The 24,941-nt window shown below is 64.1% G+C and carries 27 protein-coding genes; 14 read left to right on the top strand and 13 right to left on the bottom strand.

Annotated elements, in window-relative coordinates; genetic code table 11:
• The 3 genes from NRS07_RS08625 to NRS07_RS08615 all read left to right on the top strand — a co-directional run bounded on the left by NRS07_RS08625 (position 1) and on the right by NRS07_RS08615 (position 4,853).
• Positions 1-2,775 carry an EAL domain-containing protein gene (locus NRS07_RS08625; protein ID WP_259212544.1) on the top strand — a complete coding sequence of 925 codons (2,775 nt, stop codon included), beginning with the start codon at positions 1-3 and terminating at the stop codon, positions 2,773-2,775.
• Positions 2,772-3,881 carry a GGDEF domain-containing protein gene (locus tag NRS07_RS08620; RefSeq protein ID WP_259212543.1) on the top strand — a complete coding sequence of 370 codons (1,110 nt, stop codon included), beginning with the start codon at positions 2,772-2,774 and terminating at the stop codon, positions 3,879-3,881. The genes NRS07_RS08625 and NRS07_RS08620 overlap by 4 nt, the downstream gene beginning before the upstream one ends.
• 69 nt (positions 3,882-3,950) lie before the next feature.
• Positions 3,951-4,853, top strand: coding sequence for an alpha/beta fold hydrolase (locus NRS07_RS08615; protein ID WP_259212541.1), 903 nt, complete (start codon positions 3,951-3,953; stop codon positions 4,851-4,853).
• Here NRS07_RS08615 and NRS07_RS08610 read toward each other — a convergent pair.
• From NRS07_RS08610 to NRS07_RS08585, 6 genes are all read right to left on the bottom strand, one after another.
• The gene (locus NRS07_RS08610; protein ID WP_259212540.1) at positions 4,792-5,418 is read right to left on the bottom strand and encodes a TIGR00730 family Rossman fold protein; all 627 of its coding nucleotides are present in this window, start codon (positions 5,416-5,418) and stop codon (positions 4,792-4,794) included. The genes NRS07_RS08615 and NRS07_RS08610 overlap by 62 nt on opposite strands.
• Positions 5,419-5,434: 16 nt before the next feature.
• The gene (locus NRS07_RS08605) at positions 5,435-6,130 is read right to left on the bottom strand and encodes a TetR/AcrR family transcriptional regulator (RefSeq protein ID WP_259212536.1); all 696 of its coding nucleotides are present in this window, start codon (positions 6,128-6,130) and stop codon (positions 5,435-5,437) included.
• Positions 6,131-6,206: 76 nt separating this feature from the next.
• Positions 6,207-6,674 carry a phasin family protein gene (locus NRS07_RS08600; protein ID WP_259212534.1) on the bottom strand — a complete coding sequence of 156 codons (468 nt, stop codon included), beginning with the start codon at positions 6,672-6,674 and terminating at the stop codon, positions 6,207-6,209.
• 83 nt (positions 6,675-6,757) lie between these two features.
• On the bottom strand, positions 6,758-7,600 hold the full coding sequence (locus NRS07_RS08595) for a response regulator (RefSeq protein WP_259212532.1): 843 nt from the start codon (positions 7,598-7,600) through the stop codon (positions 6,758-6,760).
• A gap of 62 nt (positions 7,601-7,662) precedes the next feature.
• Complete coding sequence (locus NRS07_RS08590; protein WP_259212527.1) at positions 7,663-8,637, bottom strand: triacylglycerol lipase; 975 nt, start codon at positions 8,635-8,637, stop codon at positions 7,663-7,665.
• 6 nt (positions 8,638-8,643) lie between these two features.
• Positions 8,644-9,423 (bottom strand): RNA methyltransferase, encoded by a 780-nt coding sequence (locus NRS07_RS08585; protein WP_259212523.1) that lies wholly within the window; start codon positions 9,421-9,423, stop codon positions 8,644-8,646.
• Between the two features lie 176 nt (positions 9,424-9,599).
• Here NRS07_RS08585 and NRS07_RS08580 point away from each other — a divergent pair, with 176 nt between their 5' ends.
• The 7 genes from NRS07_RS08580 to NRS07_RS08550 all read left to right on the top strand — a co-directional run bounded on the left by NRS07_RS08580 (position 9,600) and on the right by NRS07_RS08550 (position 15,611).
• Positions 9,600-10,379, top strand: a complete 780-nt coding sequence (locus tag NRS07_RS08580) for an inositol monophosphatase family protein (RefSeq protein WP_259213109.1) — start codon at positions 9,600-9,602, stop codon at positions 10,377-10,379.
• A gap of 242 nt (positions 10,380-10,621) precedes the next feature.
• Positions 10,622-12,028 carry a DEAD/DEAH box helicase gene (locus tag NRS07_RS08575; RefSeq protein WP_259212522.1) on the top strand — a complete coding sequence of 469 codons (1,407 nt, stop codon included), beginning with the start codon at positions 10,622-10,624 and terminating at the stop codon, positions 12,026-12,028.
• A gap of 263 nt (positions 12,029-12,291) precedes the next feature.
• Positions 12,292-12,741 (top strand): MarR family winged helix-turn-helix transcriptional regulator, encoded by a 450-nt coding sequence (locus tag NRS07_RS08570; protein ID WP_259212520.1) that lies wholly within the window; start codon positions 12,292-12,294, stop codon positions 12,739-12,741.
• An 89-nt stretch (positions 12,742-12,830) separates the two neighbouring features.
• Entirely contained in the window at positions 12,831-13,661 is an 831-nt protein-coding gene (gene otnI, locus NRS07_RS08565; RefSeq protein WP_259212519.1) for a 2-oxo-tetronate isomerase, read from the top strand.
• A gap of 54 nt (positions 13,662-13,715) precedes the next feature.
• Positions 13,716-14,069 carry a VOC family protein gene (locus NRS07_RS08560; RefSeq protein WP_259212517.1) on the top strand — a complete coding sequence of 118 codons (354 nt, stop codon included), beginning with the start codon at positions 13,716-13,718 and terminating at the stop codon, positions 14,067-14,069.
• Positions 14,070-14,148: 79 nt separating this feature from the next.
• Positions 14,149-15,003: a hypothetical protein gene (locus tag NRS07_RS08555; RefSeq protein ID WP_259212516.1), complete on the top strand. Its 855-nt coding sequence runs from the start codon at positions 14,149-14,151 to the stop codon at positions 15,001-15,003.
• Between the two features lie 11 nt (positions 15,004-15,014).
• Positions 15,015-15,611, top strand: a complete 597-nt coding sequence (locus NRS07_RS08550; RefSeq protein ID WP_259212514.1) for a hypothetical protein — start codon at positions 15,015-15,017, stop codon at positions 15,609-15,611.
• A 6-nt stretch (positions 15,612-15,617) separates the two neighbouring features.
• Here NRS07_RS08550 and NRS07_RS08545 read toward each other — a convergent pair whose 3' ends face one another.
• The 4 genes from NRS07_RS08545 to NRS07_RS08530 form a co-directional block, all read right to left on the bottom strand.
• Positions 15,618-16,172 (bottom strand): hypothetical protein, encoded by a 555-nt coding sequence (locus tag NRS07_RS08545; RefSeq protein WP_259212512.1) that lies wholly within the window; start codon positions 16,170-16,172, stop codon positions 15,618-15,620.
• Positions 16,173-16,248: 76 nt separating this feature from the next.
• Positions 16,249-17,139 (bottom strand): zinc-dependent peptidase, encoded by an 891-nt coding sequence (locus NRS07_RS08540; RefSeq protein ID WP_259212510.1) that lies wholly within the window; start codon positions 17,137-17,139, stop codon positions 16,249-16,251.
• Positions 17,140-17,916 (bottom strand): glutathione peroxidase, encoded by a 777-nt coding sequence (locus NRS07_RS08535; RefSeq protein ID WP_259212509.1) that lies wholly within the window; start codon positions 17,914-17,916, stop codon positions 17,140-17,142.
• A 248-nt stretch (positions 17,917-18,164) separates the two neighbouring features.
• Positions 18,165-18,770 carry a winged helix-turn-helix domain-containing protein gene (locus NRS07_RS08530; RefSeq protein WP_259212508.1) on the bottom strand — a complete coding sequence of 202 codons (606 nt, stop codon included), beginning with the start codon at positions 18,768-18,770 and terminating at the stop codon, positions 18,165-18,167.
• Positions 18,771-19,175: 405 nt separating this feature from the next.
• On the opposite strand from NRS07_RS08530, the gene NRS07_RS08525 reads away from it, so the two are divergent.
• Both NRS07_RS08525 and NRS07_RS08520 read left to right on the top strand, forming a co-directional pair.
• Entirely contained in the window at positions 19,176-20,204 is a 1,029-nt protein-coding gene (locus NRS07_RS08525) for an OmpA family protein (protein WP_259212507.1), read from the top strand.
• 111 nt (positions 20,205-20,315) lie between these two features.
• A complete protein-coding gene (locus NRS07_RS08520; protein ID WP_259212506.1) occupies positions 20,316-21,278 on the top strand; it encodes a YihY/virulence factor BrkB family protein in 963 nt (320 codons plus the stop codon).
• 154 nt (positions 21,279-21,432) lie between these two features.
• On the opposite strand, the gene NRS07_RS08515 is transcribed toward NRS07_RS08520, so the two are convergent.
• From NRS07_RS08515 to NRS07_RS08505, 3 genes are all read right to left on the bottom strand, one after another.
• Positions 21,433-22,695: an AI-2E family transporter gene (locus NRS07_RS08515; RefSeq protein ID WP_259212505.1), complete on the bottom strand. Its 1,263-nt coding sequence runs from the start codon at positions 22,693-22,695 to the stop codon at positions 21,433-21,435.
• A gap of 45 nt (positions 22,696-22,740) precedes the next feature.
• A complete protein-coding gene (locus tag NRS07_RS08510; RefSeq protein ID WP_259212504.1) occupies positions 22,741-23,055 on the bottom strand; it encodes a BON domain-containing protein in 315 nt (104 codons plus the stop codon).
• Positions 23,056-23,167: 112 nt separating this feature from the next.
• Entirely contained in the window at positions 23,168-23,716 is a 549-nt protein-coding gene (locus NRS07_RS08505; RefSeq protein WP_259212503.1) for a hypothetical protein, read from the bottom strand.
• Positions 23,717-23,933: 217 nt separating this feature from the next.
• Between NRS07_RS08505 and NRS07_RS08500 the strand changes: the two genes are divergently transcribed.
• Together NRS07_RS08500 and NRS07_RS08495 are read left to right on the top strand one after the other, a co-directional pair.
• On the top strand, positions 23,934-24,389 hold the full coding sequence (locus tag NRS07_RS08500; protein ID WP_259212501.1) for a glycine zipper 2TM domain-containing protein: 456 nt from the start codon (positions 23,934-23,936) through the stop codon (positions 24,387-24,389).
• 159 nt (positions 24,390-24,548) lie between these two features.
• Complete coding sequence (locus NRS07_RS08495; RefSeq protein ID WP_259212499.1) at positions 24,549-24,923, top strand: hypothetical protein; 375 nt, start codon at positions 24,549-24,551, stop codon at positions 24,921-24,923.
• The last annotated feature ends 18 nt before the right edge of the window (positions 24,924-24,941 follow it).

The raw sequence follows: 24,941 nt of genomic DNA, 5'->3' as shown, positions 1-24,941 counted from the left end.
ATGGACACCCTGATCCGGCAAGCGAATGCTTCGCCAGCGCCGGCAACGCCGCCGCAGCGTGCGCGCCGCCGGAACCTTGCGCGCCTGCTCGGGCGTGGGCTGGAAACCCATATTGCGCTGCCGCTGTTTGCGCTGCTGCTGGTGTTGGCCTTGTGGCTCGCCACCTTCCATGTGATCCGCACCGAAGAGCGCGCCGTGCGCGAGGCCGCGCGCGAAGCCACCCGCGAACTGGTCGACACCTACGAAGCGCAGCTTGCGCGCAGCCTGAGCGCCATTGACCAGACCCTGCGCGTTGTCCAGTACGCCGTGGCCATGAACGGTGCCGACGCGGCCCTGGGCACGATGAGCGCCAAGGGCCTGTTGCCACCGGGGCTGGTCTTCCGGGTCGCCATCACCAACGACGCCGGACGCATCGTGGCCAGCAACCCGCCGGAGCACGCCGGCACCGACGCCTCGCGCGACTCCTGGTTCACCTTCCACCGCGACCATCGCGGCAATGCGCCCTACGTCAGCCAGGCCGTCGGCCAGCATGAGCCGCACGTGGTGTTCTCGCGCCGCATCAACCATGCCAACGGCCGCTTCGCCGGGGTGGCGACGGTAGCGGTCGATCCTGCTTTCTTCACCAGCTCCTACGAATATTCACGCCAGGGCCAGCGCGGCATGCTCGGCATGGCCGGCAGCGACGGCGTGGTGCGTGCGCTGCGCATTGGCGACACGGTCAGCTGGGGCCAGCGCATGGCCAGCGACGAACCCGACACCATCGTGCTCGCTGCCAGCGCGCCCGATGGCGAGCTGCGCTACCGCAGCATGCGCCCGCTCAGCGGCTTCCCGCTGGTGACCATGGTCGGCCTGTCCGAGTCGGAACAGATGGCGCCGTTCCGGCAGCAGCGCCGCACCTGGCTGCTGGCGGCCAGCGGCATCACCGCGCTGCTGGCGGTCGTGGTCCTCCTGGTCAGTGTGTGGTCGTGGCAACTGGCCAAGTCGCGCCGGCGCGAGCGGCTGGCGCAGGAAACCTATGCCGCCGCGTCCGAGGCCAGCCTGGATGCGTTCTTCGTACTGCGCACCGTGCCGGGCTTGGGCGGCAAGGCCGCCGACTTCGTCATCGAGACCACCAATTCCCGCGCCGAGGAACTCACCGGCTTGACCAAGCATCGCATGCAAGGCCTGTCGATGACCAGGCTGCTGCCAGCTCACCTTGGAGGCGGAATCTTCGAAGACCTGTCGGCCGTGGCAACCGATGGCACCGCGCGCGAGGCCGAATGGCTGGCGCAGCAGCCCCCGCCAAGACCGGACCGCTGGCTGCACCGCCAAATGGTGCCGGTTGAAGGCGGCGTGGTCGCCATCGTGCGCGACATCACCGAACGCAAGCTTACCGAGCAGCGCATCCGCCACCTGGCCCACCACGACGACCTGACCGGCCTGCCCAACCGCAGCCTGCTGCGCGACCGACTCGGCCAGGCCATCCGCGACGCGCAGCGCAAGGGTGGCAGCGTAGGCCTGGCCTTCATCGATCTCGACGGTTTCAAGCTGATCAACGATGGTCTTGGTCACAATGCCGGCGACGAACTGCTGAAAGTGGTCGGCGCGCGCATGGGCCGCTGCCTGCGCCGCAACGACACGCTGGCACGCTTTGGCGGCGACGAGTTCGTAATCCTGCTGCCCGACCTGTCGGGTGACCCGATGGCGATCACGCCGCTGCTGGAAAAGGTACGCCAGGCCGTCACCGAGCCGGTCGAGGTCGAAGGCCAGGAAGTACAGGTCAGCTGCAGCATGGGCGTGGTGCTCTATCCGCGCGACGGAGTCGATGCGAACACCTTGATGATGAATGCCGACGCAGCCATGTACCGCGCCAAGGAAAACAAGGACAGCTTCCAGTTCTATGCCAGCGAAATGAACGCCTGCGTCGAGGAAAAGCTGGTGCTGCTCGAAGGCCTGCGCAGCGCGCTCGATGCCTGCATCATCCACCGCGACCGTCCGCAAGATTGCCAGTTCCAGTTGCTGTACCAGCCCAAGGTCGACCTGCGCACCGGCGTGATATTCGGTGTCGAGGCGCTGATTCGATGGAACCACCCGGAACACGGCCTGATCTCGCCGCTGCGCTTCATCGGCCTGGCCGAGGAAAGCGGCTTGATCGTGCCGCTCGGCGAATGGGTTGTGCGCACAGCCTGCGCCCAGGCCATGGCCTGGCGCGCGGCTGGCCTGCCGCCCCTGGTGGTGTCGGTCAATGTGTCGGCCCGCCAGTTCGAAGAGAAACGCCTGGTCGAGCGCATCGCCGGCGCCCTGCGCGACACCGGCCTGCCGCCCGAGGCGCTCGAAGTCGAAGTCACCGAAAGCTCGATCATGCGCGACCTGGCACGCGCGGTGGAAAAGATGCGCGAGATCGAGGCAATGGGAGTGTCGCTGTCGATCGACGACTTCGGCACCGGCTACTCGAGCCTGTCGGCACTCAAGTCGTTCCCGATCAGCCGTCTGAAGATCGACAAGAGCTTCGTGTCCGACCTGGCCGACAACCTTGACGACCAGGCCATCGCGATGGCCGTGATCTCGCTTGGCCACAAGCTCAATTTGCGGGTGATCGCCGAAGGCGTCGAAACCGAACAGCAGCGCGACTTCCTGCGCGCCAATGACTGCGACGAGATGCAGGGCTACCTGTTCAGCCGCCCGGTGCCGGCCGACCACATTACCGCCATGCTGGCGACGGCATCGGACCCTGGCATGCTTGCCCCGGATGGTGGCGCGGGGGCAATGCTGGTACCAGCCGCGCAACTGGCATGAGCATGCTGCGCCGCCTCGCCGCCCTGGCGCGCGGCACCGATCCCGGCCTGCGCCGCTCGCTCCAGTACTGGGCCGGCACATGCCTGCTCTACATCGTGTGCATCATGCTGCTGCAGGTTCAGGTAGATACCGGCGTGAGCCAGGCCGGCGCGGCGCGCGGCCTGATGATGTTCGGCGGGTGTGGCGCCCTGCTTTTCTATTTCCTGATCCGCGCCCACGCTACGCTCAGACTGGCGCCGGACCAGTTGGCGGTCGCGCAGGCGGTGTTCTCGCTGGTCTGCGGCATGTGGGCCTATGCCATTTCCGGGCCGCTGCGCGCGGCCATGCTGACCATGACGGTTGTGATTATCGTGTTCTGCATGTTCGCCCTGCGCCCTCGCCAGACCCTGCTGTTGTCGGCCAGCGCCATTGCCGGCATGGGAGCGACCATGTGGTGGCTCCAGGCGCACGATCCGGTCCGCTATCCACCGGTGACCGAGGCACTGACCTTCGGCTACCTGGCCGGGGCGCTGCTGTCGACCGCGGTCCTGAGCGGCGAGATGAGCAAGCTGCGCTCGCGCCTGAAGCGCCAGAAGCGCGAGCTGACCGACGCCCTCGACACCATCCGCGTTCTCGCCACCGTCGATGAACTCACCTCGCTGGTAAACCGCCGCCACATGAACGCATTGCTCGAGGAAGAAGAGCGACGCCATACGGCTGCGACGTTTAGCGGCCCGGCGACCTGCATTGCGCTGCTCGATATCGACTTTTTCAAGCAGGTCAACGACCAGCACGGCCACGCCACCGGCGACGCCGTGCTGCGCTGCTTCTCGGCGGCCGCGCGCGCGCCGCTGCGCGCCAGCGACGTGCTGGCGCGCTGGGGCGGCGAGGAATTTTTGCTGCTGCTGCCGGCTACCGCGCCGGGCGCCGCGCGGGCCGTGCTGGAACGGATGGCCGAAAGCGTGCACGCGATGCCGATGCCGGGCCTTGACGGCCGCCGCATCAGCTTTTCGGCCGGCCTGGCCACGCGCGGCCCGGGTGAGACCTTTGCCGACGCCATCAGCCGCGCCGACAAGGCGCTCTACCAGGCAAAACAGGCCGGACGCAACCGGATTGTCCTGGCCTGAGGTGATTTTCGGTAAGCCTGCGGCGCGCATTGTTCACTATACTCATCGGTTTCCACTCCAGGAGCCACGATGAATTCGACTACCACCTCGCGCCGCATGTTCTCGCTGCGCGCAGCAGCGCTGTTGGCAGCCCTCCCCTTGAGCTGCGCGATGGCAGCGCCCTTTTCGTCGGAGCGCATCAGCGTGCGCACCGAGGGGAGCGGCCCGGATGTGGTCTTGATTCCGGGTTTGAATTCGTCGCCGCGCACCTGGGCCTCGACCGTCGAGGCGCTGCCGGGCTACCGCTACCACCTGGTGCAAGTGGCCGGATTTGCCGGGCAACCGGCCGGCGCGAACAAGGAGGGAACGATCGCCGCCCCGGTGGCCGACGAAATTGCCCGCTACATCGCGCAAGAAAAACTGAAGCAGCCGTCCGTGATCGGTCACTCGCTGGGCGGTACCATCGGCCTGATGCTGGCCAGCCGCCATCCCGAGCGCCTGTCGCGCTTGATGGTGGTGGATATGTTTCCCTACCTCGGCACCTTCTTCGCCGGCCCAGGCGCTACCCCGAGCCGGGTACAAGCCGTCGCCGACCAGATCAGCGCCGGCATCCGCGCCGCCACCCCGGAGCAGCGCACCAGGAATGCCAACGATACCATCGCCGGCATGGTCAATACCGAGGCGATGCGCCCGGTCGCCATCAAGGATTCCATGGCCAGCGACGCCGATGTCAGCAGCCGCGCCTTCCGCGAACTGCTGGTGACCAACATGATCCCCGAACTGCAGAAGATCAGCGTGCCGGTGACCGTGCTGTACGTGCAGCCCAAGAGCGTACCGCTGGCGCCGGAACAGTTCGATGGCGTCTACAAGAGCGCCTACGCTCCGCTCAAGCAGCTGACCCTCAAGCGCATTCCGGACAGCGCCCACTTCATCATGTGGGACCAGCCGCAGCGCTTCCGGGCCGAGGTGTCGGCGTTTCTGCCGGCGCGCTGACTGCACCGCCCGATCCGGACGGCAGCACCGCCGTGCGCAGGCGCCGGATCAGGCCATCGGCATCGGCGTCGACCTGCATCAGTTCCAGGTGTTCGGGCCGGACGAAGCCCTCCTCGCTCTGGTGGCGCACGAAGCGCACCAGGCCGTCCCAGAAGCCGTTGGTGTTGAACAGGCCGATCGGCTTGGCGTGGATGCCGAGCTGGGACCAGGTGAGCATCTCGAACAGCTCTTCGAGCGTACCCATCCCGCCCGGCATGGCGATGAAGCCTTCGGATAGCTCGGCCATCATGGCTTTACGCTCGTGCATGTCCTTGACCACGAACAGCCGGGTCAGGCCGGCGTGGCCGACTTCGCGCTCGAGCAGCGCCTTGGGAATCACGCCGGTGGCTTCGCCGCCCAGGCGCAGCACCTCGTCGGCGATCACACCCATCAGCCCGACCTTGCCGCCGCCGTAGACCAGACCAATATTGTGCTCGACCAGCGCGCCCGCAAGCAGGCGCGCGCTGTCGGCGTAGACGGGGTTGACGCCAGGCGAGGCGCCGCAGTAGACGGCCAGGGTTTTCATCGGGGTAGCTCTGTGGTTACAGGAAATCGGCGCCGGGCCGGGCTTCGGCCGACAGTTTCTTGAGGTATTCCTCGGACAGCTTCTCGAACAGCAGGCGGGTGTCGCCGCGCAGGTAGGGGCCGAGCATCGACAGCACCTGGTAGCAGCCGCGCGCCAGGGCGTCGGCGATGGCTTGCTGCTCGCTGTACTTGCGCGGGTTGCGCACGTATTCGTACGACAGCCAATACGTCGCCACCACCACCATATTGGTCGCCATGGCGCCGATCTGCTGGTCGTGCGCCTCGAGCGAGCCTTCGCTGCGCAGGTCTTCGCACAACTGGCGCGCGACCTTGATCTTGTGGGCCAGGATGGCCTTGAAGTGCAGCTCGAGCTTGCGGTTGCGCGAGAGCAGGTCGTTGAGGTCGCGGTAGAAGAAGCGGTAGCGCCAGATCAGTTCGAACATCAGGTGCAGGTAGAGCCAGACGTCTTCCATGTTCGAGCGGCGTCCGGCCGGCACCGTCAGGATGCGCTCGATCTCGGTTTCAAACTGGACGAAGATCGAATTGACGATGTCGTCCTTGTTACGGAAGTGATAGTAGAGGTTGCCGGGAGAGATATTCATCTCTTCGGCAATGACCGTGGTCGTGATGTTCGGCTCGCCGAACTCGTTGAACAGCCTGAGCGATAGCTCAAGGATGCGTTCACGGGTCCGGCGCGGAGCTTTTTGTTGCATGAAGGGCGAAGTTTAAGGTGCCAGCCCGGAGGATAACACCAAATGATGCCATTGCGGCATGACAAGAGTCCGCCTTTCAAGCGCCGTTGGCATCTTCCGGTACGCTCGTGCCTTTTTTGCTGCGCCGGGTGCGCGGCGCGGCTTGCGCAGCAGGCAGGCGCCTGGCCATTTCGGCCAGCATTGTTTCGAGATCGTCGATCCGGCGGCGCAATGCGGCGACCTCGCTGGCGGCCGGCACTCCGATGGTGGCCAGCGCCCGCGCCACGCGCTCTTCGAACACCTGTTCGAGCTTGCCCCAGGAGCCGCCGCTGCGCCGGCTGGCGCGCTCGGCCGCCCGCGCCACGGTGCCGGTAGCGTCTTCTACTTCGCGCGCCCTCTTGGCCAGCACACTGCCGTCGCGTACCAGGCGGGTGAACGCGCTGCCGCCTTCTTCTTGTGCGCGGGCAAAGGCCCCAAGCCCGGCCTGCCAGATTTGCTGGGCCGAATCGCGCACGGCGCGCGCCAGCGCCTCGTCGTCGTCGGGCGCGGGGAGTTTCTTGGTCATGGCGGTGTTCTCTGGTAGCTGGTGCATCCATTGTAGGCACGCACAATAGAAACCGGCTTCTAAACCTGCCTGCGCACGCGTTTTCAGTCGGCTGCGCGAGCACGCTGCAAGGCCACCCCCTTGCGCAGGCTCGCTCGCAGCGTGCTCGCCGACACCGGCTTGGCGTAGTGCGCATCGGCGAAGCCGGCGCGCAGGGCGGCGTCGATGTCGGCCAGGTCTTGCTGGCCGGTGAGCATCAGGCGCGCGGTGCGCGGATAGTCGCGCGCCACCTGCGCCAGCACCTCGGTGCCGCTCATGCCAGGCATCGATTGATCACACAGGATTACCTCGACCGGCTCGCGCCCGAGCAGGGCCAGCGCCTCCGGACCCGATGCCGCGCTCAGTACGCGCCAGGGTTCGTCCGTGAGCATCTCGGCCAGCACCGCCAGCATGAAAGGATCGTCGTCCACCAGCAGGATGGTCGGTTGCGCAGCTGGTGTTGGGGTCGACTCTTGCTGCAGGGCCGGCGTGGGGTACTGTGCGGCATGCGGTGCGGGCGGCGGCAGCGGTGCCGCAGGAGCGCTGGCAGGCAGGAAGGCTTCGAGCTCGGTCACGAAACTGTCCGGTTCGATGGGCTTGCCGATATAGCCGTCGAAGCCGGCGGCCAGCACTTTTTCGCGGTCGCCGGCCATGGCCAGCGCAGTCACGGCCAGTACCGGCACGTCGGCCAGTGCAGCGTCGGCCTTGAGCGCCGCGACCACGGCGAAGCCATTCATGCCGGGCAGGTTGACGTCGCAGGCGATCAGGTCGGGGCGCCGGGCGCGGGCGGCGGCAATGCCGCGTGCCCCGTCGGGTTCCGATTGCGCGCTATGGCCGTAGGCGGTGAGCAAAAACGCCATCAGCTCGACGTTGGCGCGATTGTCTTCGATGATCAGGATACGGGCCAAGTCGGCGCTCCGGTTACGGCGTTGTGCTCACTGTAGCATGGCCGCTGCAGGGACAGGAATGCCTATCCTTCTCCCATGGCCGAGAGTTCATGCATCACGCGCTCGAGCACCTGCCGGTTGCGTCCGAGCGCCACATGGCCCACTCCGCCGAAGGCAATATTGCGCGCGCCGGGCAGTTCGCTCGAGGTCTGCGGCGAGATGATGTTGTCTTGGTGGCTGTAGATCGAGGTGAGCAGCGCGCGTTTAGGGCCATCCTCGCTGGCGGCCAGCGCGCGCAGCCAGGCGCATTCGGGCAATTCGTCCTGTCGCGCGCGCCGCATCTGGGCGGCGTTCAGGCCGATTCCGAAGGCGGCCAGGCAGGTGCCATGGTGCGGCGTGCCAAGCGTGATCACGCGCGCCACCTTGCCGGTGCCGCACGCCCGCATCCAGGCGCGCGCCACCAGCCCGCCCATGCTGTGGGCGACGATCGCCACTTGCTGCGCCCCGGTCGCGGCCCGCAGCGCGTCCACTGCCTGCTCGACCAGCGGTGCATAGGCATCGATGTCGCCCGTCAGTGGCTCGAGGTCGACCGCCGCATGGCTGATCCGCGCCGCATCGAGCAAGGGCGTCAGGCGCGACCAGTAGCCGCTGTTGCAGCCGTAGCCATGCAGCAGCAATACCGGCGGCGCGCCCGAGCCGCGATAAATGCGTGTCAGGGGGCGCGCCAGCGGCATGGTCCAGGACGACTGCAGCATGCTGGCCGCAAACTCCTCAAGGAACATGCGCAGGCGCGCCGCGATGCCGAGCTCGAACTCGGCCGGGGTGGGGCTGGCATGGCGCGCGCTCATGAAGAAATTGTTGGCATTGATGAGCAGGCGCACCAGCAGCACGCCCCCCAGGCCAGCGCCGAAAGCCTGCCAGCGCGTGGCCCCGAATACCGAGATGGCCGCCACGCCGATCCCGAGCGCGGCCAGCGCCTGCAACACCAGGACCAGGCGCAGCAGCCCGCGCGCGCTCACGCCAGCGGCGTTCGAAAATAGTGGTCGGGATGCTCCCATGCGGGCTTACGCGGGCGGCACGCGCTTGATGATCTCGCTGGCGATGCCGCGCAAAATGTTGACTTCTTCGGTTTCGAGGCCGGTGCGCGCAAACAGGCGCTTCAGGCGCGGCATCAGTTTCTTTGGATTATTCGCATCCAGGAAGCCAATCGCCACCAGCGCCTGTTCGAGGTGCGCGTACATGCCGTCGACCTGGACCACGCTGGCGGCGTCGCCATGGAAACCCACGCCGCGCTCGGGCACCGCGCCGCCGGCCTCGCCCATCTCGCCAATGGCCGCCATCCGGCATTCATAGGCCAACACCTGCGCCGCCTGCGCCAGGTTCAGTGACGAATACTCAGGGTTGGCCGGAATGTTGATCAGCACATTGCAGCCTTCGACGATCGTATTGGGCAGGCCGACCCGCTCGTTGCCGAGGATCAGGGCCGGGCGCAGGTCTTGCTGCCCTGCCGCATGGCTGGCGAAGGCGCGCGGAGTCCAGATCGGCGGCGAGAATTCACGCAGGCGGGCCGACACCGCAGCGGCGAAATTGCAGCCTTCCAGGGCTTGCTGCAGGCTGCCGACGATGCGCGCGCCTTGCAGCACGTCGAGCGCGCCGCTGGCGAAGGCCACCGCTTCCGGGTCGTTCAGGGGATCCGCGCAGCGCGGCGTGACCAATACCAGGTCGCTGAACCCCATGGTCTTCATGGCCCGCGCCACCGATCCGAGATTGCCGGCGCGGCTAGTTTCGACCAGCACAATGCGCAGTCGTTTGAAAAGAGACGTGTTGATTTCGGTCGGGTTCATTTAAAATAGCGCTAACGCGCGGTGCGGACGGTTGGAATACATGGACTTCAAGTCATGGATTTTAACGGGTTCGACACCGCTTTGCTCTTTGTTACCCTCTAATTAGCTGACCGTTCACGGCGCTTGCATGCGTGGTGGGCGTTCGCGTTTTTTCACGGAAAGCCTCCATGCATCCCATGCTCAACACGGCCATCAAGGCCGCCCGCCGCGCCGCCACCGTCATCAACCGGGCGTCTTTCGACATCGACCGCATCACCGTTTCTGAAAAACAACATAACGATTTTGTCACCGATATCGACCAGGCCGCCGAGCAGGCGATCGTGGAAACGCTGCTCAAGGCCTATCCGGGCCACGCCATCCTGGCGGAAGAAAGCGGCGCCTCGAGCAACCTGAACGACGAGTCAGAATTCGTGTGGATCATCGACCCGCTCGACGGCACCACCAACTTCCTGCACGGCTACCCCAACTACTGCATCTCGATCGCCCTGCAACAGCGCGGCGTGACCACCAATGCCGTCGTCTACGACCCGGTGCGCAACGACTTGTTTACCGCCACCAAGGGTGCCGGCTCCTACCTGAACGACAAGCGCATCCGCGTGCGCAACAACGACCGTCTCGGCAAGGCCCTCCTGGCCTCGGGCCACGGCCCCGATCCGCGCGCGCTGGCCGAATACTTGCGCATGTACGAAGTGATCGCCTCGCGCTGCCATGGCGTGCGCAGCAGCGGCTCGGCCGCGCTGGAGCTGGCCAACGTGGCCGCCGGCCGCATCGACGGTTTCTATGAAAAAGGCCTGAAAGTGTGGGATATCGCCGCTGGCGCCCTGCTGGTGACCGAAGCTGGCGGCATCGTCGGCGAGTTCAGCGGCGAGTCGGACTACCTGCACAAGGGCGACGTGATCGCTGCCGGGCCGAAGGTTTTCGGCGCCATGATCCCGCACCTCGCGCCTTTCGCGTAAAATACCCGCTGTGCTTCCGGGGCATGCCCCGCTTCACCGGACGGAAAGTCCCGGTCAGAAACTTTCCACTGAGAAACAATTTCTCTATAATCCCGGCTGACCGCCCCTGGCTAACAGGTGCGGCAGCGTCCGGCGTTCCCGCGGTGTATATCGCGTCCCGCCTGCAATGACTAATCCGATTTTCCTGGATCTCACCGGCTGGCAATGCCATGCGGATGCGGCCCACTCTTCATAAAGAATTCATGTCATTTTCTACTCTCGGTTTGTCCGACGCGATTGTTCGCGCCGTCACTGAACAAGGCTACACCACGCCTACCCCGATCCAGGCACAGGCGATTCCCGCCGTGCTCAACGGCGGCGACCTGCTGGCCGGCGCCCAGACCGGCACCGGCAAGACCGCTGGCTTCACCCTGCCTATCCTGCAGCGCCTGTCGAGCGACAAGGTCGGCGCCGCGCTTGCCAGCAAGACCGCCCCGCGCGCCATTCGCGCACTGGTACTGACTCCAACCCGCGAACTGGCGGCCCAGGTCGAGGAAAGCGTGCGCCTGTACGGCAAATACACCAACCTGAACTCGGCCGTGATCTTCGGCGGCGTCGGCATCAACCCGCAGATCAAGCTGCTCAAGCATGGCGTCGATGTGCTGGTCGCCACGCCTGGCCGCCTGCTGGACCACGCCGGCCAGCGCACTGTCGACCTGAGCAAGGTCGAGATCCTGATTCTTGACGAAGCCGACCGCATGCTCGACATGGGCTTCATCCACGACATCAAGAAAGTGCTGGCGCTGCTGCCGCCAAAGCGCCAGAACCTGCTGTTCTCGGCCACCTTCTCGGACGACATCAAGGCCCTGGCCGACAAGCTGCTGGACAACCCGGCTTCGATCGAAGTGGCCCGCCGCAACTCGACGGTGGAAGTCATCGCCCAGAAGATCCATCCGGTCGACCGCGACAAGAAGCATCCGATGCTGTCGCACCTGATCAAGGAAAACGACTGGCAGCAGGTGCTGGTGTTTACGCGCACCAAGCACGGCGCCAACAAACTGGTGGAACAGCTGGGCAAGGACGGCATCGGCGCGATGGCGATCCATGGCAACAAGAGCCAGACGGCGCGTACCAAGGCGCTGGCCGAATTCAAGGACGGCAGCCTGCAAGTGCTGGTCGCCACCGACATCGCGGCGCGCGGCATCGACATCGATCAGCTGCCGCACGTGGTGAACTACGACTTGCCGAACATCCCGGAAGACTACGTACACCGCATTGGCCGTACAGGCCGTGCCGGCGCGACCGGCGAAGCGGTCTCGCTGGTCTGCGTGGACGAGCACCAGATGTTGAAAGACATCGAAAAGCTGATCAAGCAGACCCTCCCACGCCAGGTCATCCCTGGCTTCGAGCCCGACCTCAATGCCAAGGCCCAGCCGATCCAGCTGCGTAGCGGCGCCCCCGGTCACGGTGGCCGTGGCGGCGGCGGTGGCGGCCGTCCGGCCGGCAACCGCGGTGCCGGTGGTGGTGGTGGCGGTGGCGGCAACCGCAGCGCCGGCAGCGGTGGCGGCAGCAAGCCACGCGCCCCAGGCGGCGCCCCCGCCGCAGCCGGCGCCAAGCGCCCCGGCGGACCCCGTCCAGCCAGCGCATCGCGCCCAGGCCGCGACCGCTAAACACTTCCCCGAGGCTCTCACCAGAACCCCGTCATTAGGGTCAGAGTCGAATTAGCCGGAAACTTTCAAATGTTTCCTGCAATTCGACTCTGACCCTCATTGTTTTGCAACTGCCCCTGCAACAAACTAAAGAGGGTCAGAGTGCAATTATTGGGAAAGATTGCGATGTTTCCCAATAATTGCACTCTGACCCTAGCTGTGGCGCGCATCCTGCGATATAGTTGCAAGGTCAATGATTTGTATAGTACATCGAAAGGATGTTGATGAGCACTGCTAACTTGCCTCCTGCGACTGAATTCTGCCTGCGCATGGCGCGCGTGACGACGGCCTTGGTGCGCCGGTTCGATTCGGCGCTCGGTAGCCACCACGGAATCAGTTTTTCCGATTACCAGATTTTGCGGCACCTGAACCTGGCGCCCGGCGGCCGGCTGCGGCGTGTCGACCTGGCTGAATGTCTTGGCCTGACTGCATCGGCCGTGACCCGGGCGCTGCTGCCGCTCGAGAAAATCGGGCTGGTCGGCCGCGAGAGCGATCCGCGCGATGCGCGGGTGGGGTTCGCCATCATCACGCCTGCCGGCAGCGAGCTGGTCGGTAATGCGGAGTCGGTGGTGGACATCGTCAGCAGCAACCTGGTAGGCAGCGTGCGCGCGGAACTGGGCGCGCTTAACGTCGCGCTGGCACAGATGGCGGCCAATCCGGGCGCCAGCATCTGAGCGGTGGCCGGCCGTGCCGCCGAAGATGGCGTCGGCAGAGGGTCGCGGTTTGGTTTAGGATGGGGGCCCGTTTGCTTTCCCGACCAGCGATGCCCAAGTTTGCCGCCAACCTCAGCACGATGTTTACCGAAGCTGCTTTTCTGGAGCGCTTCGGCCTCGCCCGCGCGGCCGGTTTCGACGCTGTCGAGTTCCAGTTTCCGTATGCCTTCGAGCCGCGCCAGATTGTCCAGCGCCTGCAGCGCTACGGCCTGGAACTGGTTCTGCACAACTTGCCCGGCGGCGACTGGGCAGCCGGCGAGCGCGGCATGGCCTGCGACCCGCGCCGTGTGGCGCAGTTCCGGGACAGCGTCGCCCTGGCCCTCGAATACGCGCTTGAGCTTGGTGTGCGCCGGTTGCACTGCCCGGCCGGCAAGCTTGCGCCCAACGCTGCGCCGGAGCGCGCCCACGCCGCCTACGTCGAGAACCTGCGCTATGCCGCCGCGCAATGCGCGCAGCACGGCATCGATTTACTGATCGAGCCGATCAATCCGCGCGACATTCCGGGCTATTTCTTGACCGGGACACGCCAGGCCGCAGCCATCATCGCCGAATGCGGTGCCGACAACCTGTTCCTGCAGTACGATATCTACCACGCACAGCGCAGCGAAGGCGAGCTGGCCGGCACCCTGCGCCAATTCCTGCCCCTGATCCGCCACATGCAGCTGGCCGACGTTCCCGGCCGCCACCAGCCCGGTACCGGAGAAATCAATTTCCCCTACCTATTCCGCCTCATCGATGAGCTGGGCTATGCGGGCTGGATCGGCTGCGAGTACCAGCCACAGGGCGCAACGTGCGATTCGCTCGACTGGCTTGCCGCCGCGCGCAAGGCTGCCAGCTCAGTCGCGGCGCAGGCAGGCGCCGGTCAGCTGGACAGCGCCTGAGCCTTGAGGCAAGATCGGGACTTTCACCGACCGAGAGCCACAATGATTCAGGGAATGCGCACCGTTGTCTACCCCGTTACCGATCTGCACGCAGCCACCGCCTGGTACCAACAGGTCGTCGGCCAGGCGCCCTATTTCAATGAAGCCTTCTATGTCGGCTTCGAGGTGGGCGGATTTGAACTTGGCCTGGTCCCGGATGGCGAACCGGGCACGAGCGGCGCAACCGCCTATTGGGGCACCCAGGATGCCGATGCCGAGCTGGCGCGCCTGATTGGTCTGGGAGCAGCTGTCGAAGCGCCCGTCACCGATGTCGGAGGCGGCATCCGCGTTGCCACCGTGCGTGATCCTTTCGGTAACTTGTTCGGCGTGATCCAGAATCCACACTTCGATCCATCCAAGGTCAGGTAATTGACCATAAGCAAGACTGCACTGCGCGGAGTTTGAAACAATGGACCTTTCGGGCTGCTCTGCGGCCAGGAAGGACCCCATGCTCCGACATTTCTCCAATTGCCTGATCTTGCTGTGCGCCTGCTGGCTGGGCGGCTGCGCCTCTACCGGCGGGCCGGTCAGCCTGCAGGAAGTGCGCGAATTCGCCGACGCCTCGGCCAGGCTGGGCGGATACGCCGAACTGGCGCGTCGCTATCGCGATACCTATGAGCGCGAACAGCCCTACCTTTCCCCCTCCACCGACAGGCTGGGCCGCGAGAACGACGCCAAGCGCAAGGCCGTGTTCGAGGACTTCATTGCCATCCAGAAGACCCTGGTGCTCTACATGCAGACCCTGAGCCTGCTGGCCGGGGACACGCGCTATGACCTGTCGGCCCGTATCGACGATCTTGGCAATGGACTGAAGGCGAATACCGAATCGGGCTTGCAGCAACGCCACATCAGCGCCTACACCGGGATGACGCGGCTGTTGACGCGGGTCATCGCCTCTGGCTACCAGAACCGCAGCGTCGAAACCATGGTGCGCGACGGCGACGCCGACGTGCAGGTGCTGCTCGAGGCAATGATTGGGCTGACACGGTTGTATTACAAAACCAATGAAAATGAAAAGAAAACGATCCTCGGCATTTTCGATGTAGAAATTCCGTTCTCTACCCGCAATTCCGACCGCATGCTCGTCACGCTGGCCAAGGTGCATTACCTGAACAAAGCCAGTGAATACAAACTGATCGACCGTCGCTACGAGCTGGCACTGCAAGGCTTGACCAAGGTCGCGCTCGGGCACCAGAAGATGCGCGAAAACCTCGGCAAGCTGTCTACTGCCGAATTCCGGCGCCTGCTGGAAAATTATGGCCGCGACCTGCGTACCATCCGCGACGGGTTGTCCGGCGAATGACAGGAGTGCACATGGCAAACGAACTACCCCGCCCACCCGGAAATCTTGCCGGCGCCGATCGCCGCGCACCGGCCCTCGACGACACCGTGCCGCCACCCGTGGCATCGCCCGTGGCCTCGCCCGTGGCATCGCCCGTGGCATCGCCCACGCCAGGCGGCTTGGCCACGCCCGCACAGATCGTCGAACTGGCCGACCAGTTGTCGGCCTGTGCAGACCAGATCCATGAACGCGTCATGCGCGAAATTCGCGCCCATGCCGGCGCTCCGGTGCCCGAGCAGGTACAGGCCACGGCCCGCGCCCTGTTCGAAGACGAAGTACTGCTGCGCCAGCGCGCCAACGGGCTGTACGCCGATGCCGCCAGCTTTATTGTCAAGGCACTCGGCAAGCCTCAATCGCAACTGGTCAAGCTTACCGCCGACGTTGCCGAGAAAATTCGCCGGATCGGCGTGATCGGCGAAGTGAGCGGCCTGGTGGCGGGCTTGCTGTCGTTGGCAGGCGCCGCCGCTACCGGGCAGGCGGTTCCGGTATTATTGGCCCTTGAGAAGATCCACAAGCAAGTCAAGGCGATCGAAGCGCTTGCACCGAAGCCGCCCGCCAAGGCTGGCTGACAGCACTCAGGCGATGTACTGGGGATTGCTGTCTGGATCGAAGTCGGCCCAGTCGCCGTCGACGATATTGCCCTCGGCCCGTTCGAGGCGGTGGGCGCCGAGCTGGCGCAACACATCGATGGCACGATCGGCCTGGTCCGCATCATCGAAGGCGACCGCCACCAGCATGCCCGCCTCGCGCGGGGGAATCCGATTCTCGCCGCCCTCTTCCGGCTCGCCGCGTTCTTTCATCTTGGTAAAGCTGAACAGCGATCCGACGTGACCGCCGACCAGGCCGCCGACGATTGGACCGAGCGGCCCGGTGACCGGCGAGGTAGCCGCGCCGATCGCAACACCCACCGCGCCGCCGGCAGCCACACCCTTGACCACGCCTTCCGGCGTTTCCTTGGCCCCCGGGGACAACAGGTGGTCGCCGCCAATCGGCGTCTGGTCGTGCTGGCCTGGCTGGCTCAGGTAGAAGGCGCTGATGCGGTCGGTGTCGAAGCCAGCGGCGGCAAGCTCCTCGCGGGCACGGTCGACCTCGTCCTGAAGCTGGAAGCGCCCTGCAATAATGGTGGACATAGCGATTTCTCCTTGATCGTTGTAACTCAACTATGCGCCTTGCGCCGCGCGCCCTCTGTACGCAGACGCACGCAATTTACCGCCATTGCCCGTAGACCAACTGCCCGTCGGCGGGTTCGTCCAGGGAGTCGGCCGGTTCCGCCATCCACACGCGCGGGTCGAGCCGGTAATACTTAAGAAACTCCCCGAACAGCTCGGGATGGCGGCGCGCCAGCCGGTGCGGCTGTTCAAAAAAGCTTTCGGTGGCCACCGCGAAGAATTCGGCCGGGCTGCTTGCGCCGTAATGGTCGAGCACGCCCTGGTGTCCCCACATTGCTTCATGGCGCAGTTGGTCAAAGTCGCGCGACAACACTTCGGACCAGCTGCGGTAGCGCGCAGTACTGCCAAGGTAAGGCGCCCCATTGGTGCTGCCTGATTCGCTGTCGAGCTGGTGGGCAAATTCGTGCAGCACGACATTATGGCTTCCGGCCGGCTCGTCTACGCCGGCACGGCGCACATGGTCCCAGGACAGGATTACCCGGCCATCGCCCCAGGACTCGCCCAGCAAGTCCTGCGGCTGCTCGGACACTACCCCGGCGGCATCGACCTCGCGCCGCCGCGCCAGAAACGCCCCGGGATAGACTAGCACCGCATGCAGCGAAGGATAGACCTCGGCCGGGGTCGCATCCCCGGCCCGTCCCAGCACCAGCAGGCAGGCCTGGCCGGCAATGGTGACGCGCATCTCGTCGGTCATGTCCAGTCCGGCGCAGCCGACGAAGGTTTTTTCATGCAGGAATTGCTGGACCAGGGCTTGCAGCCGCAGCTGCCCGGCCTGGTCCATGCCGGGGTATTGGGTGACATTGCGCGCAAGAATAGTAACCAGTGCCGGAGCGAGTGGACGCGCCAGCGCCCGGCGCAGGCGCCATTTCGGCAGCAGCCATGCCGCCAGCAGGCCAGTTGCCAGGAGGCCGGCGATGATGCCTTCCATTTAGCGTCCTTGCTGGTTGACGTAATCGAGCACCTCGTCGGCCCCGCCGATGAGCTTGCCGCCGACGAAGACCTGGGGCCATGTCATGCTGCCAGTGATGGCACGCAGTACATTGGCCGTTATTTTCTGGTCTTCCAACACTTCGGTGAACGTGATGTCATTCTCCTTCAATGCCGCTTTGGCACGCGCACAGTGCGGGCACCCCGGGCGTGAGAACACCACGACTGCGTCGGGAATCCGTGCCTCAGGGTTGATATAGTGAAGCATGGTATCGGCATCGGACACCTCGAACGGGTCGCCTTCGCGCTCGGGCTCGATGAAGATCTTGTCGATCACGCCATTCTTGACCAGCATCGCATAGCGCCAGGAACGCTGCCCGAAGCCGAGATCGCGCTTGTCGACCAGCATGTTCATGCCTTTCGTGAAATCACCGTTCCCATCCGGGATCACGGTGATATTGGTGGCGTCCTGACCGGCCTTCCACTGGTTCATGACGAAGGCGTCATTGACCGACATGCACAGGATATCGTCGACCCCGTTTGCGCGCAGCACCGGCGCCAGTTCGTTGTATCGCGGCAAATGGTTCGAAGAGCACGTCGGCGTGAATGCGCCGGGCAGCGAGAACACCACCACGGTCTTGCCACTGAATAACTCATCCGAGCTCAAGTCTTTCCATTCTGCGCCGGAGCGCGTCTTGAAGGTAACGCTCGGAACAGGCCTGCCCTGGAGAGTATCGGGGCTGGGAAGTTGGGGGGCTGCGTTGGCGGTCTGCGACATCGAATTTCCTTCACTGTGAACGGCCTGCACTGCCGTGGTGAAACGGACATCGGGCTTATTGACGGAATTTCAATTCGCCGACCGTAAATAATTGTGCAATTGAAAAATAAACCGTTATTAACGACGCACGTAAAACAAAGCCGCGCACAAGGCGCGGCATAAAGGACGACAGCGATCGTCGGACCGGTTGCCGCGCGGGTCTCTTCCGCGTGGACCGGGCGCGCACGGCGGCGCGTTGCTCGATCGGCTTACTTGGCGTTCTGCACTGGCGGCGGACCAAACAGAGCGGCAACCAGTGGATCACGGGTAACCGGATTACGGTTCACACGGATCGCATAGTGGGTATCGTCGGCCAGGATGTGGAAGTGGCGGCCGCTGCCAGCCATGTTCTGCTCGCGCAGCCCGGGACGTTCCTTGCGCGGGGCGGCTCCTTCGCGCTTTGGCTGGCAAATAGCAGCCAGGAAAGCCTTAACGCGGTCCTGGTCAGGGCAGATCTGGTACACGGCCTTGCCCAGGTAGGTAGCGGTGCCTTCGATATAACGGGCCAGTTCGATCACGCCGGCTTCGCGCAGGTCGCGGATGTATTTGCGGGCGCCGGAGGGCGAGAACTTCAGGAACCAGGCGATTTCGTCCGCCAGCATTTCATGGGTCGAGAGCTCGTTGATCAGCTTTTGCATGTTCTCGATCCGACGCTGGGTGGCCGAAGTCGAACGCACACGTTCGATCGGTGCCAGCGAAATCGGCGCACGTTCGGTTGGTTGCGGGGGAACGCGTTCGATCAGCGCCGAATTGCTGGAAGTGTGTACTACGCCGATGTCGCCTTGCACCGCGTTGTGGTGAGTCGTTGCATGCATATTGGTGAGCTCCAATAAAAGAGTGAGACTGTGTGGTCCGGGTCGCTGTGTGTCGTTTGACACCCTGACAACACCTCGGTTCCGCTTAACTAGCCTCAAGATTGCCTGCGTCAGCCTTTATGGTCTGTGCGCCATCCAACATTCGGAGTCATTCCCACAAGCATTTCTCACGAGCGTACTCGCTCCACTATCTTTCAACGCGACCCAACGGTACACGCATGCCCGGACAAAGAGCGCACGACTGAACATTCTGTTGTATTCTCGTCACTGTTGTAATTTCGCACACGACTATACTAATTAGTGCGATACCGCACTGAGGTGGTGGAGCCTGCACTGTTATTCTTTATCCAACATCTGCCGTACAGCTTGCGATGTCAACCACCCTTCACCTTATGGGAGTTACCTGTGATTAATTCGAAGAAGATCGCCCTCGCCGTAGCCATGCTGTGCTCGGCTAGCACCGCCCTGGCCCAGGAAATCAATCCATCGTGGTACATCCAGCCTAACGTTATCCATGTCAAACCAGATGTCGACTTCGGCGTGCGCGACCGCGAATGGGGCGGCGGCCTCAAGTTTGGCAAGGCCGTGTCGCCAATGTGGGACATCCAGTTCGGTGCGAGCCAGGTACGCTTCGAAGAGGGTCCGGCGCGCTATCGCCAGACGCTGCTGGGCGCCGACGCCCTGCTGATGTTCTCACGCGACCGCTTCCGCCCGTTCGTGCTGTTCGGTCTCGGCCTCGAGCGCGACAAGGTACAGAATCTCCTGCGTAACGTTGGCAAGAACTCTCCCTACCTGACCGCGGGTATCGGCTTCCAGGCGTCGCTGAGCCCACAATGGTCGCTCCAGGCCGACCTGCGCAGCGTGCGCGGCTTCCTGCGCGACGACGAGCAGTTCGGTTTCGAGCGCAGCAACAATAAATACTTCACCCTGGGCCTGAACTACGCGTTCAATCCGCCGCCGGTCGCCGCCGCACCGGCCCCCGCCCCAGCGCCCATGGCTGAAGCACCGGCCCCGGCACCGGCACCGGCACCGGTCGCACCACCGCAGGCGCGATTCGAGAAAGTAACGCTCGAAGCAACCAAGCTGTTCGAATTCGACAAGGCCGACATCATCATGCCGTCGCCCAAGCTCGATGAAATCGCTGCCGCCCTGCAGGCCGATCCAAGCGTCACCGACGTCGACATCGTGGGCTACACCGACCGCCTCGGTTCCGAGCAATACAACCTGGCGCTGTCCGAGCGCCGCGCCAACGCCGTGCGTGACTACCTGGTCAGCAAGGGCATCGACGGCAACCGTCTGAAGGCCTATGGCAAGGGCGAAGCCAATCCACTGGTCCAGTGCAGCGAGACCAACCGCAAGGCGCTGATCGATTGCCTCGAACCTAACCGTCGCGTCGAAGTCGAGCAGATCACCGTCGAAAAGCGCGTCCAGTAATCAACGGCTGGCATGCCCGTTCGGCAGGGCCGCGCGCGGCGCTACCAGAGCAGGCATTGCAGCTGTGCTGACAGGGGGCTTCGGCCCCCTTTTTCATTTGGAGGAAGTACGATGGATGTAAAAAAGTGGCAGCTCTATTCGCGTGGCCTGATCGGCGTCGTGCGCTGCGCCTTCACCGAATGGCTGGCGCACCGCGCTGCCAGCAAGGGGGCCGCACTGGCCTTCTACACGCTGTTTTCGCTGGCGCCGATCCTGGTGCTGGTCATTGCCGTCGCCGGCATGTTCTACGGACACGATGCAGCGCAAGGACAATTGCTCGACGAATTGCGCGGCCTGGTCGGCGCCCAGGGCGCAGAGACCATCCAGACCATCCTGGCGGGTGCACGCAACCAGGAGGACGGTCGCTTCGCGACCATCGTCGCCGGCGTATTGCTGCTGATCGGTGCCACTACTGTGTTCGCGGAACTCAAGGACAGCCTGGACGAAATCTGGGGCGTCCCGCCACCGAAAGACGCCGGCTTCTGGGACCTGATACGTACCCGCCTGCTGTCGTTCGGCCTGATCCTGGTGCTGGGTTTCCTGCTGTTGGTCTCGCTGGCGGTCAGTGCCGGCCTGGCCGTGATCGAAAACTATATCGGCGACATGTGGAAGGATGCGGCATTCGTGATGGGCTGGGTAGCCAGGGGCATCAGCTTCGTGGTCATCGCGGTATTGTTCGGCGTGATCTACAAGCTGCTGCCGCGGATCAGGCTGTCATGGCATGACGTGATCATCGGTGCACTCGGCACCGCAGCCATGTTCTCTCTCGGAAAGTTCCTGATTGGCCTGTACATCGGCAACAGTGGCGCCGCCGACAGCTTCGGCGCGGCCGGCTCCTTGATTGCCTTGCTGCTGTGGGTGTATTACTCGGCCCAGATCTTCTTTCTTGGGGCCGAGTTTGCGCGCCAGTATGCGCTCAAGATGGGAAGCCTCAAGCACAAGCCGAAGGAAGAAACCGGCGACCTTCCGCGCGACAAGCCAGGGAAGAAAGCACCGCTGCCGACCAAGAAATGGAAGGATGGTCGCGCCAGTTAGGCCAGCAGGCTGGGCGCGATCGGCCCGCTTTATCAACTGACACCTCAGCTGGCACCTCAGGCACCTCGATGGTGCCAGCTGGGCTTAGGGAACCGGGCCAGGCAATTCCGGCAGGCCCGATATCAGATCGGGCTGCCTGGCATACGAAGCCCCCCTACTCGCCCAGCAGTTCTGTGACGACTTCCATTCCCTCGACCCGCTCCGAGATCACTTTCAGCACCACTACCACAGGAATACCGAGCAGCAAGCCCCACATTCCCCACAGCCAGCCCCAGAACAGCAGGCTGACGAATACGGCAGCCGGATTCATCTTGGCGATCTTGCCAGTCATCCAGGTGGTGACGACCATGCCGACCAGTGTGGCGATGCCCAGCGAAGAGCCGGCGACCAGGATCACCATACGCAGCGATTCGAACTGGAAGAAGGCCACGGCGCCGGTGGCGATGGTGATCAGGAGCGGGCCGAAGTAAGGAATGACGTGGGCCACACCGGCAAATGCCGCCCAGGCGCCGGCGTTTTCCAGGCCGATGGCGCGCAGCGCCGCCCAGGTCAGCAGCGCCAGGATGGTATTTGTCACCAGCAGCATGAACATGTAGTTCTGGATCGAGCTATTGATGTCGTCCAGGATGTGAACGGTGACTTTCTTGCGCGTGAGCGAAGGGCCGGTCAGCTTGACCAGCTTGCGCTTGAAGGTATCGCCTGCCAGCAGCAGGAAGAACACCAGGAAGATCACCATGGTGGCCTGCGACAGGAAGGTCGCCAGGCTCACCGATCCGGCAAGCACCCAGTCCATGACGCGGATGCCCGGGGCGCCGCTGTCTGGCACCGGCGGCACCGACTGGGTGCGCTTCTGGATGGTGCGGCGTTCTTCGCCGCCGCCGGCGTCCGATGCCGCGCGCTCGATCTCGGCCGCGGCTGCCTGCACTTGCCGGATGGTCGAGCGTTCGCCGGCCTGCCCGCTACTGGTCAGGATGCGCGTGACCTTGTGTGTGAGCGTGGGCAGCTCGTCGATGATATTGAAGAATTCGTCTTGCAGGCGGTACAGGGTGCCACCCATCGCAGTAAGGATGAGCACGGTGACCATGGTCGCGCCGATGACGCGCTTGACACGCCTGCGCTCAAGCCATCTGACGACCGGGTTGAGGGTATACGCGATGAAGATGCCGAGCAGCAGCGGGACAAAGAACTTTTGCGCCCATTGCAGTGCGAAGATGGTGGCGATGGTAGCGAGGATGCCGAGCGACAGGCCACGCGCATTGACGTGCAGCGGCAGCCGCAGGCCGCCTGCGTGCATGGTGAGCTCATCGCCCGCAGGGCGGGGCTCCACGCCAGGCCCACCAGGGGCCGGCGCCGCCGGGGCGGTATTGTCAGGCGCTAACGCAGCAGATGGTGCCGGATCGGATGGTGCAAGCTGCATGGATGGTACCTTGACAATGGAGCCGGGCCGCCCCGGGACATTAAATTACTTGACGCGGATGTCGTTCTTGACCGAGCTTACACCTTTGACGCCACGCGCAATTTCAACAGCGCGCTGGGCATCGCCTGGCTGGGCGACGAAGCCCGACAGCTGGACGTCGCCTTTGAAGGTTTCGACGTTGATTTCGGTAGCCTTGACGGTTGGGTCGGCAGCGAAGGCAGCCTTCACCTTGGTGGTGATGACGGCGTCGTCGACGTATTCGCCGGCGCTGGTGCTGGTCGGGGTCGAAGCGCAACCAACCGAAGTGATGGCGATGACGGCAGCGAAAGAGGCGGTAACGAGGTGTTGTGCAATTTTCATGATAGCTCCTAGGATAATGGTAACCGCGATTTTACGTGCGGATGATAACTACTGGTAATACTACTAAAGCAAGCCCGTGAGGGCGGTGCGGGCCGGCACGCCGGCCCGCAATTCATTTCCGGAAGGCCGTCTTGGCAGAGCTGACGCACTGGTCCTTGACTGCACCGGCGTAGGCATCGCATTTTTCAAGCGCGACACGGTATTCGGCGGCGAGCTTGTCCTCGCGCGCATCGAGGCGCGCTTCGATGCTCTTGCGGTCGGCCTTGGCATCAGCCTGTGCGGCAACCAGGGTCGCCTTGGCCTGCTCCAGGCACACATCGCGGTCGTTGCCGGTGACGGCTGCGCAGCGGACCTTGTCGCGCTTGAAATTGGCCGACGCAATCCGCATGCGCGCCTTGGTATACGCCGACAGGGTATTCTTGTGGGCGGCCCGGGCTTCTTCGTCGACCCGGACGCGCTCGGCATTGGCTTCAGCCATGCACAGGTCGTGCGGATTGCCGGCTATTAAATCGCAGCGGGCACGGGCGCCCTTGAAGTTCGCCTCGGCGGTGGCACGTGCCTGTTTATAGACCGCTTTCGAATCCGGTGCGACCTGGGCTTGCGCCGCGCCAGACCAGGCCAGCACAGCACCGATCAGCAGGGATGCATGGGTCGTTCTCATTTTTTGTTCTCCGTTTGTCAACACACTAATGACGTTTTACACGGGCTGCCGCGTCTCTTCTGTTCGCTGGCGAACACATGAGCTTTTACACAACAATGAACGTCCGCCAAAAGCGTTTGCCTATAAGTAGAACGACAAGCAAGGACGGTTAGGCAACGCACAGACCCCGGCAGTGGCGATGACTATGCTGGACTCACACTTTTGTCAGGAGAACAACATGAAAGCATCCCGTACCTTTGCTGCTGCGGTACTCGCAGCTTCGGCCCTGCTCACCGGTTGCGCCAGCACTTCGCAGCCATATAACAGCGGTTATAACAGTGGTTATAACAACGCATCGATGGGCTACGGCACAATCGAATCGATCCAGGTCACCCAGGGCGCCAACCGCACCAGCGGCGCCGGTGCCATCCTGGGCGGCGTGGTCGGCGCACTGGCGGGTAGCCAGGTCGGCAGCGGCAGCGGCCGCACGGCAGCGACCGTGGCAGGCGGTGTAGCCGGCGCGGCCATCGGAAACAATGTCGAGCGCAACCGCAATGCCGGCGACCAGGAGCAGTATCAGATCAATGTACGCATGGATAACGGTGAATACCGCGCCGTAACCCAGGACAGCGTGTACGACCTGCGCGTGGGCAACCGCGTGCGTATCGTCGACGGCCGCGTCTACCGTTATTGATTCGTTGTCCGGACCGGGGTAACGCCCCCATGGGGCCCTCCCCGGAACCGGTCCCTGGCCCCTCCGGCCCGCATGCCGGCCGGGCGCCATGGTTATCCAGCAAGTCTCCTGGCTGCATCGAGCAGCCCTATCAGTAGCTCATCTGGTTGGAGGAATAGCATGCGATACCACACTCAACTTTTACGCGCGGCCTGCGCCTGCGCCTGCCTGCTGGGCTGGAGCCTGGCTGCCCACGCCCAGACCCATGCCCACCCCCATGGCGACGCCCTTGTCGACCCAGTTGCCGCACGCCAGCAAGCACGGGAAATCGCCCAGGGCGACCCACAGCGCTGGTACCGCGAGGACGCGACCCGTGAAGCACGGCTGCGTACCATACACAAGGAAATGGGTGCGGCACTCAGAGAAGCAAGCAATGCCTGCAAGCGGGGGCCTGCTGCCGAGCGTAGTGCCTGCATGAAGCGGGCCCGCACGATCTATCAGAACGATCTGGCGCAGGCGAAACAACGTCTGGACGAGCAGCACCCGACGCCGTAATGCCCGGAACCACGGCGC

Origin of the sequence: Massilia sp. H6, from assembly GCF_024802625.1 — a bacterium.
GTDB lineage: Bacteria > Pseudomonadota > Gammaproteobacteria > Burkholderiales > Burkholderiaceae_D > Telluria.
The sequence above is the reverse complement of the archived record's forward strand: the minus strand, read 5'-3'. Positions and strand labels throughout refer to the sequence as shown.